Here is a 17,152-nt window from a genome sequence, read left to right on the forward strand (position 1 = left end):
TCTAACCTCTGCTAAGTCATTGGGCGGTGGTTTCCCAATTGGTGCAATGTTGACCACTGCTGCAATTGCAGAGCATTTAAAACCAGGCACGCACGGCAGTACTTATGGCGGTAACCCGTTGGCATGTGCCGTATCAGAAGCGGTACTGGAAGTCGTAAACACAGAGACCGTGCTCGAAGGCGTTAAGCAGCGCGAAGCAATGATTAAAGAGCATCTTGCTGCAATTAACGACAAATATAACGTGTTTAAAGAGGTGCGTGGCATGGGTTGTCTGATTGGTGCCGAGCTTACTGAGCAATTTGAAGGTCGCGCGCGCGACTTCTTACTCGCGGGTCAAGAACACGGTGTTATGGTTTTGGTTGCTGGCGCTAGCGTTATTCGATTCACACCTTCGCTTATTATCCCAGAAGAGGATATCAAGGAAGGTCTCAAACGTTTTGAGCACGCCGTTGCTCAAGTCGTTGGTTAATTGAGGACCCTGTATGTTGGTTATTCGACCGATAGAGGCAGCAGATTACGAAGCGCTATATAGTTGTGCGGTAGAGTCTGGACATGGGTTTACATCGTTGCCAATTGATCAAGGTTTGCTCGAGCGAAGAATCGCTCGAGCGCAAGCAGCTTTTGCCAAGCAAGATGTAGCGACCCCAGGCGATGAGAGTTATCTGTTCGTCATGGAAGATACCGAAACGGGCGAAATTGCCGGTGTCAGTGGTATTGAGGCAGCCGTTGGGTTGACCGAAGCGTTTTGGCATTACCGCTTAGGTAAGGTCGTGCACCATTCTGAGAAGCTAAACATCCATAACACGCTCGAGACATTGTCATTATGTAATGACTACACAGGTGTTTCAGAGCTATGCACGTTGTTTTTACGTGAACCCTATCGTCACAACTTAAATGGCCGCACGCTTTCACGTTTTCGGATGCTGTTTTTAGCGCAATTCAAACAACGCTTTAGCGACTGGGTGATTGCTGAAATGCGTGGCGTTTGTGACGACGATGGTGCATCACCTTTCTGGGATTGGTTGGAACAACACTTTTTCTCGATGGACTTCCCCAAAGCAGATTACTTGAGTGGTATTGGCGATAAAACCTTTATTGCTGAACTCATGCCGCGCTACCCGATTTACACATCACTGTTGCCGGAGAAGGCAAGAGAAGTGATCGGCAAAGTGCACGATAATACGCGACCGGCGTTAAAACTACTCGAGTCTGAAGGTTTTAGGTTCCGTGGCTTTGTCGATATTTTCGACGCAGGACCGACGGTTGAGGCAGAAGTCCAGAACTTACGTAGTGTACGTAATAGTGTGTTAAAAGAGGTGGTGCTGGTCGACACGCCAGTAGATGCTGAGAGTGCAACGCCTCATATTATATGCAACACACAAATTGAATCATTTAGAGCAGCTCAGGTTCGTCACGTTGACGGCTCTGAAAAAGTGCAATTGAGCGCTGAGCAAGCGGATAAATTGAATCTTTCTGAGGGCGATACGGTGCGTATCGTGGCTCTGTAACAGGAGAACAATGATGAGTTCTAATGTACAGTTTATTAACGATCAATGGCTCGCGGGCGAAGGTAAAACCTTTAAGTCGATTGATCCTGCACGTAATGAAGTTGTTTGGAGCGGTGAAAGTGCATCTGAGCAACAAGTTGATGCGGCGGTTATGGCTGCTCGCGCGGCATTTCCTGAGTGGTCGCACACTTCATTTGAAGATCGCTTAGCTATTTGTAAAAAGTTTTCGGAATTACTTGAGCAAAACAAAGAACGTTTAGCACGCGTGATGGCCGCTGAAACGGGTAAGCCGGTTTGGGAAACACGCACTGAAGTGGGTGCGATGATCGGTAAAGTCGGTATCTCTGAGCGTGCATATCAAGAGCGCACAGGGACAGTAGAAAACGAGATGCCAGGCGCGAAGGCGTTTATTCGTCACAAGCCTCATGGCGTAGTCGCTGTTTATGGTCCTTATAACTTCCCAGGGCACTTACCGAACGGTCACATTGTCCCTGCTTTGATCGCTGGCAACACGGTGGTGTTTAAGCCGTCTGAACTGACGCCTCATGTGGCTCAGGTGACGGTTGAGTTGTGGCAGGAAGCCGGGCTTCCGGCGGGTGTGCTCAACTTGGTTCAGGGTGAAGTTGAGACCGGTAAAGCGCTGTCAGTCCATCCTCAGATCGATGGCTTATACTTTACGGGTTCTTCGAATACCGGACACTTGTTGCATAAACAGTTTGGTGGACGTCCTGATAAAATCTTGGCGTTGGAGATGGGCGGTAATAACCCGTTAATCGTGACCAATATTACTGATGTCGATGCCGCTGTACATAACATCGTCCAGTCAGCGTTTATCACTTCAGGTCAACGTTGTACTTGTGCGCGTAAACTGTTTATTGAAAACACCGAAATGGGCGGTAAAGTACTCGATCGTCTGGTGGAAGTGACCGAAAATATCCTGGTCGATGACTATGATGCTGATCCTCAGCCGTTCATGGGCGCTATGATCTCTGCAAAAGCAGCGAGTCAAATGGTTGATGCACAAAACGAACTTGTTCAACTGGGTGGTAAACCACTCGTTAAGCTCAAGCAGAAAGACAGTAATTTAGGCTTTGTTACGCCTGGTATTATTGATATGTCCGGCGTTGAAAATGCGCCTGATGAAGAATATTTTGGTCCAATGCTTAAAGTTTACCGCTTTAACGACTTAGACGATGCGATTGCTAAAGCAAACGATACTCGCTATGGGTTGTCCGCGGGTATTCTGTGTGACGATGAAGCGACTTATCGTCATTTCTTTAAGCACATTCGCGCTGGCATTGTTAATTGGAACAAACCGATTACAGGTGCAAGCAGCGCAGCTCCGTTTGGTGGCATCGGTGCTAGCGGTAATCATCGTGCAAGTGCTTATTATGCGGCAGATTACTGCTCTTACCCTGTGGCATCTGTCGAAGCCGATACACAAAGTTTGCCCGAAACACTAGCGCCGGGGCTAAAATTTTAATAAGTTATCTCAATGATTACTGAGACAGACGGTTACGTCGAACTTATTCACTACTTGACTGAGCAGCTTCCGTTGTTTGAACAGCGGAAGTTGCCAGCAGGCAGTGCAAATTACACCCTGCGTGATGTGCTTGAGGAGAAACTCTCACAGCACATGATGGCGTTGTTTGAACAGAACGATATCGATCAAGACACCCGACTTGATATTGTGCGAGAAGCCGACGCGATTATGTATGATTTAGAAGAAATCCTTTCGTCTGTACTCGACAATCATCCCACCGAACAACAAGAGACGTTTATTATCGAATTTGTAGGTTTGGTAAAAAACCTTTTTGATCAGCGTCTGAATACCAAAGGCTAATTTTATTTATGTCTGAGAATACCTTGAATGCGACGGTTAAGTGGCTGGATGACCTGACTTTTGTAGCAGAGTCCGGTAGTGGTCATCAAATGGTCTTAGATGGTCATGCCAAAACGGCTGCAAGCCCCATGGAAGCTATTCTAATGGCTGCCGGGAGTTGTGCTTCGGTAGATGTGGTAAGCATTCTGCAAAAGGCACGACAAAAGGTCATGCACTGTGAATGTCGTGTGACCGGTGAACGAGTGAGTGATACCCCGAAAGTATTTAAGAAGGTGCACCTGGAATTCGTGGTAACGGGTCAAAGTGTCGCCGAATCGCATGTAGAACGAGCGGTAAAACTATCAGCTGACAAATATTGTTCGGTAGCCAAAATGCTCGAAGCCAGTGTTGAAATGAGCCATAGCTATAAGATTATCGAAGCGTGAACTATCGACATATTTACCACGCCGGTAACTTTGCCGACGTATTTAAACATCTTCTGTTGGTCATGGCGATTGACTACTACAAGCAGAAAGATAAGCCTATTTGTGTGCTCGATACCCACGGTGGAATTGGGCTATACGATCTGACTTCTGAGCAAGCCGGTAAAACGAATGAGTATCCAGAAGGTATTGGTCGGCTGTGGAATGATGCTGATGCACCGGCACTTATTAAACCTTACTTGAATATCGTTAAAGGTTTAAATGAGCAAGGCGAGTTGAAGGCATATCCAGGTTCGCCTTGGGTGGTACAGCAACTATTGAGAGCTACCGATAGACATATTGTTAGTGAGCTACACACCGAGGATGCTGAGGCGCTAAAGGCCAACTTGAAAGGCCAACGAACAAGCCACTTAGAGGTCTTGGCGCCCTTTGATGGTTATGAAGCATTAAAAGCCAAACTGCCCCCAAACGAGAAACGCGGACTGGTGCTCATTGACCCTCCGTTTGAGTCGGCTCATGAGTTCGACGATATTGTTGCTGCAGTTAAACATGGGGTTAAACGGTGGGCGGCTGGTAGCTTTGCAATTTGGTTTCCGTTAAAAGACGATGAAAAGGTCGGTGATTTTTATCGTCAGTTAGCAGAGTTAGACGGTTTGCCGAAAACGTTAGCGATTGAACTCATGGTGAAGCAGCCTAATCCAACCACCGGGCTTTATGGCTGTGGTTATGTATGGGTGAATCCGCCGTTTGGTGTGCAGCAGCAGCTACCGGACGTGATGAATTACCTGCAACGCATTTTGGCGCAAGATGAATCAGCCCATTCGCGTTCTTTTTGGCTTGTCGAAGAGTAATGAATTAATTGTCGAGCCAGTCCACTTGGGTACGCAACTGCGTTTTGCGCTCGATTATTTGTTCGATTAACGGGGTTAATATTAACTCCATTGCCAGCGCCTGTTTGCCGCCCGGTACTACCAAAGTGTTGGTGCGTGACATAAACGAACCATCGATCATCTGTAGATAATACGGGAAATCGACATTCTTCATACCGCGAAAGCGAATCACAACAAAGCTTTCGTCATGAGAGGGTATCTCTTTGGCGCTAAATGGATTCGAAGTGTCAACCGTTGGAACGCGCTGAAAGTTGATGTGTGTGCGCGAGAACTGCGGCACAATATGATAGATATAGTCTTCCATACTACGGATAATGCTGGTCGTCACAGCTTCACGTGAATGACCGCGCTCTTGCGTGTCGCGCACCAGCTTTTGAATCCACTCTAGGTTCACGATGGGCACCATCCCGATCAACAGATCAACATGCTTACTGACATCATAGCCTTCGCCGCAAACACCGCCATGTAAACCCTCGTAAAACAAAGCATCGGTATTTTCTGGCATGTCTTCCCAAGGCGTAAACGTACCGGGCATTTGATTGTAGGGTACCGCGTCATCAAAGGTGTGTAAGTAACGTCGGATTTGCCCATTACCTGTGCGACCATATTCTTCGAACAGCGACTCAAGCCGTTCAAAGTCATTTGCTTCAGGACCAAAGTAACTAATATGACGCCCTTGCTCTTGCGCCTTCCGGATAGCCACATCCATTTCCGGTCTTGAATAACGGTGAAAGCTATCACCTTCGACAAACGCGGCTGATACGTCGAGGGACCGAAATATATGACGTAGTGCTTGACCTGTCGTGGTAGTTCCCGAACCTGATGAACCCGTTACCGCAATGATAGGATGCTTCGAAGACATAAAAACCTATTAACAATGAGTGAACATCTGTTATAGCGGATAACCGCGTTCCGATCAATAATGCGGCGGTGGAGGTTCAGCGCTCGGATCGGCATCCGGTGATGATTGGCTGTCTTGGACTTGGCGTAATCGTTCACCTAAGTATTTCATTCGTCGTGCCACTTCAGAGAGTTCTTTATTATGCTCAGTAACGCGTTGGTTTAACGCGTCGATGACATCCTCTTGAAATGCCAGTTGGGATTCCAAATTATCAATTCTGCTTTGTAACTGTTCTACTTCCGTCATATTACTGCTGCCAATTCGATTCCAGTTGCCACCATTCGCCATAACCTGCCGAGCTCTCACTCATCACGGCACCCGTATTTTCATCAAGCCAGACGGACAATACCACGGCATTATTAGGGCGATGGCTATCGCGTAATTCCACATTCCAAGCTCGAAGCTCTTCACCTGTTTGGGTGCGCCAGAGCGTAATTTGACGCGACGGTGAACCTGTGATTAAAAACTCACCTGATTCGCTGAACCGCGCACTACTAAATATTCTAACACGCTCAATGATATCAAGTTGTGTAACTTGCTTACCGGTGTTTACATTCCAAATATAGGCCTTATCTAAGCTGCCTGCGGTTAATGCGTAGCGACCCGAAGCGTCTAAAGCCACTTTTGTCAGGCGAGTTTCATGCTGCCATTGATGGATGGGTTGGCCCGACTCAGTTGACCATAAAATTGCGGTTTGATCGGTGCTGCCGCTCAGGGCATACCGGCCATTAGGGGCGATGACTAAATCGGTTATCGCATTTTGATGTCCGTAAAATTCAAGGCGTCTCCCTGTTTCAGGGTTGAACGCAATTTGAGTACCGTTGTTTAGCCCTAGCACGATAGTAGAACCGTTATTTGATACGGCAATATTAGCAATATTAGCCCCACTCGATTGCCAATAACCTAAGTTCTCTCCACTGTTCGCATCCCAAAGGCTAAAGGCTTTGCGGCTCGCCGTCGCAACGGTGCGACCATCAGCACCAATATCCACGGCAATTATTTGTGACACATCAGCATCATCTTGCCGCCACTGGTATTTGGCATCATTCGCGTAGCGTGGCCATAATAAGACGCCGTTGCTGTCAGTCGCCACGACACTGAAAGAGCCGTCATTAGCAATATCGGCGACATAAGTACCTGCTTCAGCATGTGCTTTTTTGTGGATCTGCTCAGGCGCAGGGGCGCAACCAAACAACAAGGCGCAGCTAAAGAGAACAAGACTGAATATGACGTTTTGCTTAATATTCATGGGCAAGCCTTATGGTGTTGTGTAGTATGGGGCTGACCGAACAATTTGATTATGGCATAGTCAATTACTTTACGGGATGTTAATTGGAGAAAAAGATGAACCGAATGATGAAACCACTAGCGCTATCGGCTATTGCGCTGGCTATTACTGCATGTTCGCAGCAAGAACCGTATCCTGTCAGCCAGAAAAAACTCGAATCAGAACAAGAAAAGCAAGCCTATGCGCTGGGTTCGTCAGTGGGTAGTTTTGTCGCTCGTAACCTGGATGACCAAGAAAAAGCTGAAGTCATGCTCGACCGCCAACTCGTTATCGCTGGCTTTGTTGATGCGGTGAAGGGTGAAAACAAATTATCTGACGAAGAAGCCGACAAACTGTTAAATGACTTACGTTCTAAAGTGATGGAACAACGCAAGAATGTATTAGGTAGCAAAGCTGCGAAAGAAGGCAAAGCGTTCCAAGAAGAAAATGCTAAAAAAGATGGCGTTAAGGTAACCGAATCGGGTCTTCAATACGAAGTGATTGAAGCGGGTGAAGGTGATAGCCCTAGTGAAGACGACATTGTAGAAGTCCACTATGAAGGCACTTTAGTCAATGGCGAAGTATTTGATAGCTCGTATGAGCGTGGAGAACCGACAGTCTTTCCACTTAATCGTGTGATCCCAGGCTGGACTGAAGGCCTGCAGTTGATGAACGAGGGTGCAAAATACCGCTTTGTTATTCCAGCAGAGCTAGCTTACGGTGATCGCGAAGTGGGTGGTCAAATTCCGCCGAACTCAACATTGATCTTTACCGTTGAATTATTGGACGTTAAAGATAAGCCTGAGTCTGAAAGCAGCGAAGCTCAGCAGTAAGTAGACACTTACTAACTAAAACGGCCGCAATTGCGGCCGTTATTTTATTTGGAATCCGATAAAGACTACAATGCGTCGTGTTTCTCTAAATGATGTAGTAATTGATCCTCAAATTCCATACGTAACTCAATCGCTTCACCGAGTGCTGATAGATCACGGTCAAACTGGTTAAGATGATTGTTAGAGTCAATTTCACCATAGTTATCATTAAAATCTAAGGCAATTTCTGTCGTATCACTGATAAGTGGAAATACTTGCTCAAGCAAGGCTTCAAGCGGCTGTTTGTTTTCGCGCGCTTGTGTCATTAATTGCTCATAAATTTCAAAATGACCACTCGACACGTAGTCGACTAATTGACCACAGAAATCACGAATGTCAGTGACATCAGGTAAGCCGTTGCGTACACCTTCATAGGGAGGAAGGGCGGCTAGCTTAAAATAGTTAACGAGAAGGTCTTGTCGTTCAGTTAACCATTGGTCAATGCTGTCATGAGCTCCGCCCCAACGCTGGCGTGCTTCCTCACTTTTCTTTAACATGGGGTTCTCCGAAATGAGATCTTCGACATACTGTAAAGGTGTCGAATGCTTTTCTCAATCAAAATTGGCGATCTTTACTCTAAGGAGTGTAACTTGGTTAAGCCTTATGTAAAACCATCGAAAGACGAACCCGCACGTTGGTTTATTTGCTCGGCGGGCGATGTTTTTGTAACCGAGAATGGTAACGTTCCCTCGGGACCGATGGCATCACTTAACTTTCCTGATCTGTCTCAATATACAGTGGTCTATTTAGGCGAGTTAAGAGAGCGACCATGTTACCTTATCGTCGCTGATCTTAATGATCCCGCTTTTGTAGGCGGTGAGTTTGTGCCATTACGGAGCTTACTCTCGGTGCATGATGAAGAACAGTTTGCGATGGCTGGGAGAGCGCGCCAGGTAATGGACTTTATTAACCAACATCGGTTCTGTGGTCGTTGCGGGGCGCGCATGCAAGCGGTGGATTGGGAGCTTGCGATGCATTGTCAGCAGTGTAATCACCGCTGTTACCCGCGTGTTTCCCCTTGCATCATTGTGGCAATAAGAAAAGAAGATACGTTGTTGTTGGCGCGGGGCAAGCGGCACAAGCAGGGGATCTATTCTGTTTTGGCGGGCTTTGTGGAACCGGGAGAGTCGCTCGAACAAGCATTAGCGCGCGAGGTGCATGAGGAAGCGGGTATTGAAGTCTGTGATATCGAGTACCAACTGAGTCAGCCGTGGCCGTTTCCGCACTCATTGATGATGGGATTTACTGCACAATGGCAGTCGGGAGATTTACACATTGACCCTGTGGAACTCGAAACAGGCGACTGGTTTGCTATTGATAACTTACCCGACACGCCCCCTGAAGGCACGATTGCGCATCGTTTGATTGAAATCGCTATCGGCAAGGCAAAGCAAGAGTGATAAAATAACCAATAAATTGGATGTTGGAATACGTTATGAGAAAGCCCGAGTTAAAAAATGATCGTTATTTGAAAGCATTGCAGAAACAGCCGGTCGATAGAACACCGATTTGGATGATGCGGCAAGCAGGGCGTTACCTGCCTGAATATAAAGCGACTCGGGCGGAAGCCGGTGATTTCATGTCCCTTTGCAAAAATACAGAACTTGCGTGCGAGGTGACATTACAGCCACTGCGACGCTTTGATCTTGATGCAGCGATCCTGTTTAGTGATATCTTAACGATTCCAGACGCGATGGGGCTTGGTCTTTACTTTGAAAAAGGCGAAGGCCCCAAGTTCTCGCGTCCGTTGCGCACTGAAGCAGACGTAAAAGGGCTTGCTGTACCGGATATGAGTGATGAACTGCGTTATGTAACCGATGCAGTGAGTCTCATTCGTCAGGAGTTGGATGGAAAAGTACCACTCATTGGTTTCTCTGGCAGTCCTTGGACGTTAGCGACCTATATGGTCGAGGGCGGAAGTACTAAAAACTTCTCTAAAGTTAAGCAGATGCTGTTTGCTGAACCTGAGCTGATGCATCATGTACTCAACGTGTTAGCTGACTCGGTGATTGACTACCTCAACGCGCAGATTAAAGCGGGCGCGCAAGCGGTGATGATTTTTGATACTTGGGGTGGCGTGTTATCACCACGCGATTATAAGCAATTCTCACTGGCATATATGGAAAAAATTGTCGCTGGTTTGATCCGTGAGCAAGACGGAAATCACGTACCTGTCACGCTGTTTACTAAAAACGGTGGGCAGTGGCTAGAGGCGATGGCACAAACGGGCGCTGATGGTTTAGGCGTGGACTGGACTACTGACTTGTCGGATGCGCGTGCGCGCGTTGGCGATCAGGTTGCTTTGCAAGGTAATATGGATCCATCTGTATTATATGCTTCTCCACAACGTATCGAAGAAGAAGTTCAGTTGATTTTAGAGAGTTATGGTGAAGGAAGTGGTCACGTATTTAATCTAGGTCATGGGATCCACCCAGAAGTGAACCCGGATCACGCGGGTGCATTCATTGAAGCCGTTCATAAGCATAGTCCCAAATATCACCGTTAAATATCACATAATTTGAAACATTTGCGATTAACTCACGTTCATACTCGTTAGATGCACCGCCCAACGGGCGGTGTTTTTCATACAATAGACCTTATTACGATGTTGTTTTTCTCGAGGTTATTGTATGGCGCGCCGCAATTGGATTAATCCAATTACCCTTGTTGTTATCGCCTTAATTGCATTGGCGATTTATTTCTTTGCTTTTCCTCCAACTACAGAGGTTGAGGAACAATCGCAACCCAGTGTCCCTGTAAGGACACAAGTGGTGGCGATGAGTGAATATCGAGATGTGATCGAAGCGCTCGGTACAGCACAAGCCAATGAAACAGTTGAAATTACCTCGCAAACACAAGATATCGTCGAAGCTATTTATTTTGATAGCGGTGATCGTGTCGAGAAAGGTCAACTACTGGCTGAGCTCAATGCGCGTAAAGAAGTGGCTCGCGTACAGCAGCTACAGTTCAGTCTCAACGAAGCCCAGCGTCAACTTGACCGTTTAACCTCTCTGCGTCGTCAAAATGCGGCCTCGCAACAGCAGGTTGAAGAGCAACATGTCGAAGTTAATCGACTTCAGGCTGAACTTGAGGTGGCGGAAGCTACTTTAGCCGAAATGAAAATTTATGCACCCTTTACGGGTCGCGTAGGTATCCGAGAAGTAAGCCCGGGCGCCTTAGTTGCACCGGGGGATACCTTTACAACATTAGATGACATCTCGCCGATTAAAGTGGACTTCAGTGTTCCAGAACGGTATTTCGCTAGCCTCGCTGTTGACCAGGAAGTCATCGCTCGAAATCGAGCGTATCCCGGCGAGCAATTCCGCGGACGCATTACCAGTATTGATTCACGCATCGATCCTGTCACTCGGTCAGTACGTGTTCGTGCCAAACTAGCCAATGATGATGAACGCTTACGCCCAGGTATGTTGTTACAAATTACCTTGTTACGCAGCATTGATGAGGCTTTGATACTTCCTGAAAAAGCGTTATTACCGATTCAAAATCGTCAGTATGTGTTTGTTCTAACACCGGATAATCGCGCTAAACAGGTGGAAGTGAGCATCGGTCGTCGTAAGCCGGGCGTAGTCGAGATTACAGAGGGCGTTAAACCGGGTGACGAAGTTATCGTCGAGGGCTTAGTGCGCTTGCGTGATGGTATTCCTGTCGATGTAAGGGAGGACTAGGGCATGTTGTTATCTGATGTATCAGTAAAACGCCCAGTCTTTGCCACCGTCGTCAATGTACTGTTAATTATTTTCGGTATTGTTGCTTTCACAATGCTTCCGTTGCGAGAGTTTCCGGATATTGATGCGCCTGTGGTAACCATCAGCACAGACTACCCAGGGGCGAGTGCTGAAGTCGTAGAAACGCAAGTAACGCAGCTTATCGAAGAACGCATCAGTGGCATTGAGGGGATAAAAAATATCTCGTCACGCAGTCGCCCTGGGAATTCATCGATTAGCATTGAATTCACACTTTCACGCGATATTGATGCAGCCTCCAATGATGTACGCGAGCGGGTATCACGTGCGCTGGATAATTTGCCCGAGGAATCCGACCCTCCCGAGGTTTCAAAAGCCTCTTCTGATGAAACAACGGTGGTTTGGTATAACTTGCGTAGCGAGAGTATGTCGATACTTGAACTGACCGACTATGCAGAACGCTATATTGTGGACCGTCTCGCTGTTGTCGATGGTGTTGCGCGTGTGCGTATTGGTGGTGATCGCCGTTATGCAATGCGTGTTTGGCTTGATCGCGACGCGATGGCTGCACGTCAGATCACTGTGACGGATATCGTTAGCCGCTTACGTGAGGAAAATATTGAGTTACCAGCGGGCGAAGTTGAGTCGACTGAGCGTGAATTTTCCGTACGTATGGCACGCGCCTACTTATCCGAGGACGACTTCCGAAACTTAGTGATTCGTCAGGGTGATGACGGTTATTTAGTGAGGTTGGGTGAGGTTGCGCGTGTTGAGCTTGGCGCCGAGGACGACAAAACTGATTTCCGTGGTAATGGCGTCAATATGGTCGGTATCGGCATCATTAAACAATCCAAAGCCAACACCCTGAGTGTCGTAGAGAATGTGCGCGAGGAAATGGAAGTGTTAGAAAAAACACTACCAGAAACCATGTACTTAGCCACAAGTTACGACTCGTCTATTTTCATCAAAGGCTCGATTGATGAAGTGTATAACACACTACTCATCGCGATGGCATTGGTTGTGGTGGTTATTTATCTATTTTTAGGCAATATCCGAGCGACCATTATCCCCGCGTTGACGGTACCTGTGGCTATTATTGCTTCGTATATTGTGCTGTTCTCACTCGGATTCTCGATTAACTTATTGACCTTGCTGGCACTCGTGCTCGCAATCGGGCTTGTGGTTGATGACTCGATCGTGGTGCTAGAGAATATCTATCGTCGGGTCGAAGAAGGCGAGCCTCCCTTACTGGCAGCTTATCGCGGTGCTCGAGAAGTGGGCTTTGCGGTTATTGCAACGACGTTAGTGCTGATTTCAGTATTTGTACCGCTGGCCTTCTTGGAAGGGAATATCGGTAAGTTGTTTACCGAGTTTGCTTTAGCGATTGCCGCTGCCGTGGCGTTTTCTAGCATTGCAGCGCTGACGCTGACGCCGATGCTCGGTTCTAAAATATTACATAAAAAAGAACGCACTAGTAAGTTTGGTATGGCATTCGACCGCTTCTTTAAGTGGCTTGAGGCTAAATATACCACCCTACTAGAGGGCAGTATCAAGCGTCCGAGTTTGGCATTGGTTTTAGTTGTTCTGAGTGGTGTGGTGAGTTACGGCGCAATGCAATTTGTACCACAAGAATTCGCACCACCGGAGGATCGCGGTACCTTCTACATCAGTATTAAAGGCGCAGAAGGGGCGAGTTTTGAATCTAATTCGCGGCACATGGATGAAATTGAGCAAATTCTGCTGCCCTATATCGATCAAAATAAAATAGACCGCGTCATTGTTCGGGCGCCCGGTTGGGGCAACTCAGCGGGTATCGCGATTGTCGGTGCAATTCCTTTTGAGGAGCGTGACTGGTCGACGTTTGAACTCATGGAAGAGATGCGTAAAAAACTCAATCAAGTCGTCGGAGTACAGGCTTTTGCCTTTATGCGCAGTGGTATTAGCGGTGGCGGTGGTCGACCGGTACAGTTTGTACTGCAAGGTAATACCTACGAAAAGCTGGCTGAGTATCGCGATATCGTGATTGAGGAAGCCGCTAAGAACCCAGGTTTAGTTGAAGTCGATAGTGATTATAAAGAGACTTTACCGCAACTATTAATCGAAGTTGATGAAGTGAGAGCGGCCGACCTCGGTGTATCGGTTGAAGATATCGGTATCACGCTGCAATCGATTTTAGGTCAACGTCGGGTAACGACCTATCTTGACCGTGGCGAAGAGTACTATGTCATGCTTGAGGGTGAAAAAGCCGACTATCGCAGTCCAAGTGCTATCGATAACATTTATGTGCGATCAGGCAAAAGCGGCGAACTGATTCCACTGTCGAATGTGGTGAAGGTGAGCGAGCGGGCGACTTCATCTCAGTTGAATCGTTATAACCGTATGCGCAGTGTCACCATTGAAGCCAACCTAGCCGAGGGGTATTCGCTCGGCGAAGCGTTGAGCTACTTAGAGAGCGTCGTAGACGAGAAACTTCCAGAAGACGTCTCTATTGACTACAAAGGTGAGTCGCAACTCTACAAGGAAAGTGGTAGCTCGATAGTATTTGTCTTCGGGCTTGCATTAATTATTACCTTTTTGGTGCTTGCGGCGCAGTTCGAGAGCTTTATCCACCCATTGGTTATCATGCTGGCCGTCCCGATTGCAATTGTGGGTGCTTTTATTGGTCTGTATTTGACTGGTAACAGCATTAATATTTATAGCCAAATCGGTATCGTCATGCTTATTGGTTTGGCAGCGAAGAATGGCATTTTAATTGTTGAGTTTGCCAACCAGTTACGTGACGCTGGCCTCTCGTTCCGTGATGCGGTGATTACTGCGTCGCGACAACGCTTGCGACCGATTGTCATGACGGCATTTACCACCTTAATGAGTTCGGTTCCGCTTATTCTGGGAACAGGGCCTGGTTCTGAGAGCCGTATGGTAATTGGTACGGTTATCTTCGCGGGTGTCGCATTATCGGCGTTCTTAACGCTGTTTGTGATACCAGCACTGTATATGCTGATGGCGCAGAAGACACAATCACCGATGGCGATTACACGTCGTTTAGAGTCATTGCAAGAGGAATACCCTGACCACCGTCACTAGGCGGTTGGTTAATAGTGCCAGAGGGGCGAACGGTTTATACCGGGTAGCCCCTCTATAATTTTCTGAGCAAAACTCGGGTGGTTGGTAAAAATGCCATCCACACCCATGTCATGTAACTCTTCGATATCATGCCCTTCATCTACGGTAAATACGTAGACTTCCAATGCGCGTCGGTGTGCGTCATCAACTAACTCCTGTGTGACAAAATCAACGTCAACATGCACAGAGTAGGCGTTAAGACGCGATGCAAAATCACAGTAGTCGAGCGGGCAACAAGTGGTTAAGGCACCTACGTTGATGTTTGGACGACGGTGTTTTAAGCGCTGTAACCAATGGTGATTAAACGAAGAGACGAGGATCTGCTCGGGCTTGAACAGCTTTCGCTCTAATACGTAATCGATGTCTAGAAGCAGTGATTGGCTTGGGATATCGCCTTTTAGCTCTATGTTGACGTGACAGTGCCCGGCTATATGCTCAAGTGCTTCACGCAGTGTGGGAATGGGTTGCTGACCGAATACCTTAAGCGCTCTAACTTGAGCTTGAGTTAAATCGAGCAAACGTCCTGGTGAAGCTGTTAAGCGCTCTAAGTACCGGTCATGGAATACAAATCGCTCATCGTCGACGGCATAAACGTCAAGCTCAATACCAAAGGCATGGCTATCAATCGCTCGACTAAATGCCGCCAGGGTGTTTTCGGGCGCTTCGAAGCTCGCACCCCGATGCGCCCAAATTTTCATGACCGAACCTTAGCCATCGCTGAACCCATTCGAGTCACCGAGCCGGGTTGCAGTGCTTCATCAAACTCTATTGCCCCTTTAGCGAAGGTCATCACTACGGTGGAGCCGAGTTTAAAGTGACCCATCTCTTCACCTTTTTTGAGACGAATAGCTTCAGGCCCAGATGTCGGGTAGGACCAATGCTGTATCCGTGCGCCCGTTGGAGGGGTGACGGTTCCCGACCAAACGGTACCAATACTCGCAACAATGGTCGCGCCGACGAGAACCATCGACATCGGACCGACTTCGGTATCAAATATTGCGACGACTCGCTCGTTGCGTGCAAATAGATTCGGTACGTTTTGTGCGGTGAGTGGATTGACAGAAAATAGATCGCCCGGAATATACACCATCTTGCGCAGCACCCCGTCAACTGGCATATGGATTCGATGATAATCTTTTGGTGCGAGATAAATGGTGGCGAACGTTCCTTCACGGAACGGAGCCGCGTCCTCGTCTTTTCCACCTAGCAGTTCAAGCAACGAATAATCGTGTCCTTTGGCCTGGAAAATACGGCCTTCCTCAATATCGCCGAGCTGACTCACGGCACCATCAACCGGATGAGCCAGACGGTCCGACTCATCAACGATTGGACGTAATTCAGGTTTTAGACGACGAGTAAAAAACTGATTGAATGTGGCATAGTCGCGTGGATCTTCTTGAATCGCTTCGGACATATCGATTTTGTACTGTTTGATAAACCAGCGAATAAAAGCCTGAGTAAATAGCCCTGCTTTCGCAGCTGCGAATCGCCCTACTAAACGCGATAGCAGGTGTTTTGGGAGTATGTATTGAAGGCCAATTTTGAATCGTTCGCTGCTGCTCACTTACGGTTTTCCTCTTGCTGAAACTCGAGATGGCTTATTAGCCAACATAGACTCGATAATCCGATGATAATTTTCTAATCGCCATGGGTGTATTTCACCTTTTTCCGCAGCTTCTTGCAATGCGCAGCCCGGATCATTTTTGTGTTTGCAATCTTTAAACTTGCAGGCCCCAAGATAAGACTGAAAATCAACATAACCATTGGCGACTTGCTCTGGTTCAAGGTGCCACAATGCAAATTCGCGTATTCCAGGGGAGTCGATCAAGGCGCCACCGCTTTTTAACGGATACCAGGTTGCCACGGTCGTCGTATGCTGACCCAAACCCGAATTTGACGAGACTTCTTTGGTTTCGGTGGCAACGTCAGGAAGAAGCCGATTGACGATAGATGACTTTCCGACACCACTTTGACCGACAACAATCGAGATATGTTCACTCAACATGTTGTTAAGTTCAGCCATACCTTCTGCAGTCTGACTACTCACCCGTAGTACCCGATAGCCAATCGCTTGGTAGTCAGCCAGCCTTTGCTCAATCAGCTGGCGCTCTTCAGCATCAATTTCGTCTAACAAATCGGCTTTATTAAGAACGATAATCGGCTCAATATCGATCGCTTCGCACGCAACGATATAACGGTCGATAATTTGTGTCGTAAAGCTTGGGAGCACGCTCGAAATGACAAATATCTGGTCGATGTTGGCGGCGACTGGCTTAAGACCGTCATAATAATCAGGGCGAGACAACAACGATTGACGTTCGTGCACCGCTTCGATAATGCCTCGCATACCGTCTTGCGCCTGGATCATTGGGCGCCATTGTACTTTATCACCAGTCACCAATGAATCGACAGTACGCCGTATGTGACAACGAATAATTTCATTATCGGCGGTCAACAAGTCGGCGTGCTGACCGTAACGACTGACAATGATGCCTGTTTCGCTGGCACCTAGCTGGTCGCTAGGCACGTCGAACGCTTGCGCGAGACGCTTCTCACGGTTCTGTTGGATTCGACGTTTTTGCCCTTTATTCAGTCGTTTTTGCTTCGCCAATCGCTTTACCT

At 47.5% G+C, this 17,152-nt stretch carries 18 protein-coding genes; 11 read left to right on the forward strand and 7 right to left on the reverse strand.

Going from position 1 to position 17,152, the window contains the following annotated elements; all coding sequences use genetic code 11:
• From B2X00_RS02950 to B2X00_RS02975, 6 genes are all read left to right on the forward strand, one after another.
• On the forward strand, positions 1 to 469 hold a 469-nt coding region (locus tag B2X00_RS02950; RefSeq protein WP_290486050.1), incomplete at its 5' end, for an aminotransferase class III-fold pyridoxal phosphate-dependent enzyme.
• A gap of 13 nt (positions 470 to 482) precedes the next feature.
• Entirely contained in the window at positions 483 to 1,508 is a 1,026-nt protein-coding gene (gene astA / locus B2X00_RS02955) for an arginine N-succinyltransferase (RefSeq protein ID WP_272977772.1), read from the forward strand.
• A gap of 13 nt (positions 1,509 to 1,521) precedes the next feature.
• A complete protein-coding gene (astD, locus tag B2X00_RS02960) occupies positions 1,522 to 2,991 on the forward strand; it encodes a succinylglutamate-semialdehyde dehydrogenase (RefSeq protein WP_272977778.1) in 1,470 nt (489 codons plus the stop codon).
• Between the two features lie 12 nt (positions 2,992 to 3,003).
• Positions 3,004 to 3,351, forward strand: a complete 348-nt coding sequence (locus B2X00_RS02965) for a DUF3802 family protein (RefSeq protein ID WP_290486051.1) — start codon at positions 3,004 to 3,006, stop codon at positions 3,349 to 3,351.
• An 8-nt stretch (positions 3,352 to 3,359) separates the two neighbouring features.
• A complete protein-coding gene (locus tag B2X00_RS02970) occupies positions 3,360 to 3,776 on the forward strand; it encodes an OsmC family protein (protein WP_348660891.1) in 417 nt (138 codons plus the stop codon).
• Positions 3,773 to 4,624, forward strand: a complete 852-nt coding sequence (locus tag B2X00_RS02975; RefSeq protein ID WP_290486052.1) for a 23S rRNA (adenine(2030)-N(6))-methyltransferase RlmJ — start codon at positions 3,773 to 3,775, stop codon at positions 4,622 to 4,624. Before B2X00_RS02970 ends, B2X00_RS02975 begins: the two co-directional genes overlap by 4 nt.
• Positions 4,625 to 4,628: 4 nt before the next feature.
• Here B2X00_RS02975 and B2X00_RS02980 read toward each other — a convergent pair whose 3' ends face one another.
• Genes B2X00_RS02980 through B2X00_RS02990 form a run of 3 tightly spaced genes read right to left on the reverse strand, consistent with a single transcriptional unit; the run spans position 4,629 to position 6,813 of the window.
• A complete protein-coding gene (locus B2X00_RS02980; protein WP_071462237.1) occupies positions 4,629 to 5,525 on the reverse strand; it encodes a phosphoribulokinase in 897 nt (298 codons plus the stop codon).
• Between the two features lie 54 nt (positions 5,526 to 5,579).
• Positions 5,580 to 5,810: a SlyX family protein gene (locus tag B2X00_RS02985; RefSeq protein ID WP_290486053.1), complete on the reverse strand. Its 231-nt coding sequence runs from the start codon at positions 5,808 to 5,810 to the stop codon at positions 5,580 to 5,582.
• A gap of 1 nt (position 5,811) precedes the next feature.
• The gene (locus tag B2X00_RS02990) at positions 5,812 to 6,813 is read right to left on the reverse strand and encodes a WD40 repeat domain-containing protein (protein WP_290486054.1); all 1,002 of its coding nucleotides are present in this window, start codon (positions 6,811 to 6,813) and stop codon (positions 5,812 to 5,814) included.
• A gap of 104 nt (positions 6,814 to 6,917) precedes the next feature.
• Between B2X00_RS02990 and fkpA the strand changes: the two genes are divergently transcribed.
• A complete protein-coding gene (gene fkpA, locus B2X00_RS02995; protein WP_414653663.1) occupies positions 6,918 to 7,664 on the forward strand; it encodes an FKBP-type peptidyl-prolyl cis-trans isomerase in 747 nt (248 codons plus the stop codon).
• A gap of 65 nt (positions 7,665 to 7,729) precedes the next feature.
• Here fkpA and B2X00_RS03000 read toward each other — a convergent pair whose 3' ends face one another.
• A complete protein-coding gene (locus B2X00_RS03000) occupies positions 7,730 to 8,200 on the reverse strand; it encodes an Rsd/AlgQ family anti-sigma factor (RefSeq protein WP_071462233.1) in 471 nt (156 codons plus the stop codon).
• A gap of 93 nt (positions 8,201 to 8,293) precedes the next feature.
• Between B2X00_RS03000 and nudC the strand changes: the two genes are divergently transcribed.
• From nudC to B2X00_RS03020, 4 genes are all read left to right on the forward strand, one after another.
• Entirely contained in the window at positions 8,294 to 9,103 is an 810-nt protein-coding gene (gene nudC, locus B2X00_RS03005) for an NAD(+) diphosphatase (protein ID WP_290486056.1), read from the forward strand.
• Positions 9,104 to 9,138: 35 nt separating this feature from the next.
• A complete protein-coding gene (gene hemE, locus B2X00_RS03010; RefSeq protein ID WP_290486057.1) occupies positions 9,139 to 10,209 on the forward strand; it encodes a uroporphyrinogen decarboxylase in 1,071 nt (356 codons plus the stop codon).
• A gap of 124 nt (positions 10,210 to 10,333) precedes the next feature.
• A complete protein-coding gene (locus B2X00_RS03015; protein ID WP_290486058.1) occupies positions 10,334 to 11,389 on the forward strand; it encodes an efflux RND transporter periplasmic adaptor subunit in 1,056 nt (351 codons plus the stop codon).
• A 3-nt stretch (positions 11,390 to 11,392) separates the two neighbouring features.
• On the forward strand, positions 11,393 to 14,491 hold the full coding sequence (locus tag B2X00_RS03020; RefSeq protein ID WP_290486059.1) for an efflux RND transporter permease subunit: 3,099 nt from the start codon (positions 11,393 to 11,395) through the stop codon (positions 14,489 to 14,491).
• 8 nt (positions 14,492 to 14,499) lie between these two features.
• On the opposite strand, the gene B2X00_RS03025 is transcribed toward B2X00_RS03020, so the two are convergent.
• Genes B2X00_RS03025 through rsgA form a run of 3 tightly spaced genes read right to left on the reverse strand, consistent with a single transcriptional unit; the run spans position 14,500 to position 17,141 of the window.
• Complete coding sequence (locus B2X00_RS03025) at positions 14,500 to 15,228, reverse strand: glycerophosphodiester phosphodiesterase (RefSeq protein WP_290486060.1); 729 nt, start codon at positions 15,226 to 15,228, stop codon at positions 14,500 to 14,502.
• The gene (gene asd / locus B2X00_RS03030) at positions 15,225 to 16,094 is read right to left on the reverse strand and encodes an archaetidylserine decarboxylase (protein WP_290486061.1); all 870 of its coding nucleotides are present in this window, start codon (positions 16,092 to 16,094) and stop codon (positions 15,225 to 15,227) included. Before asd ends, B2X00_RS03025 begins: the two co-directional genes overlap by 4 nt.
• Positions 16,095 to 17,141: a small ribosomal subunit biogenesis GTPase RsgA gene (gene rsgA / locus B2X00_RS03035; protein ID WP_290486062.1), complete on the reverse strand. Its 1,047-nt coding sequence runs from the start codon at positions 17,139 to 17,141 to the stop codon at positions 16,095 to 16,097. It abuts the gene before it with no gap.
• Between the last annotated feature and the right edge of the window lie 11 nt (positions 17,142 to 17,152).

Origin of the sequence: Idiomarina sp. UBA3162 (assembly GCF_002364475.1) — a bacterium.
Taxonomy (GTDB): Bacteria; Pseudomonadota; Gammaproteobacteria; order Enterobacterales; family Alteromonadaceae; genus Idiomarina.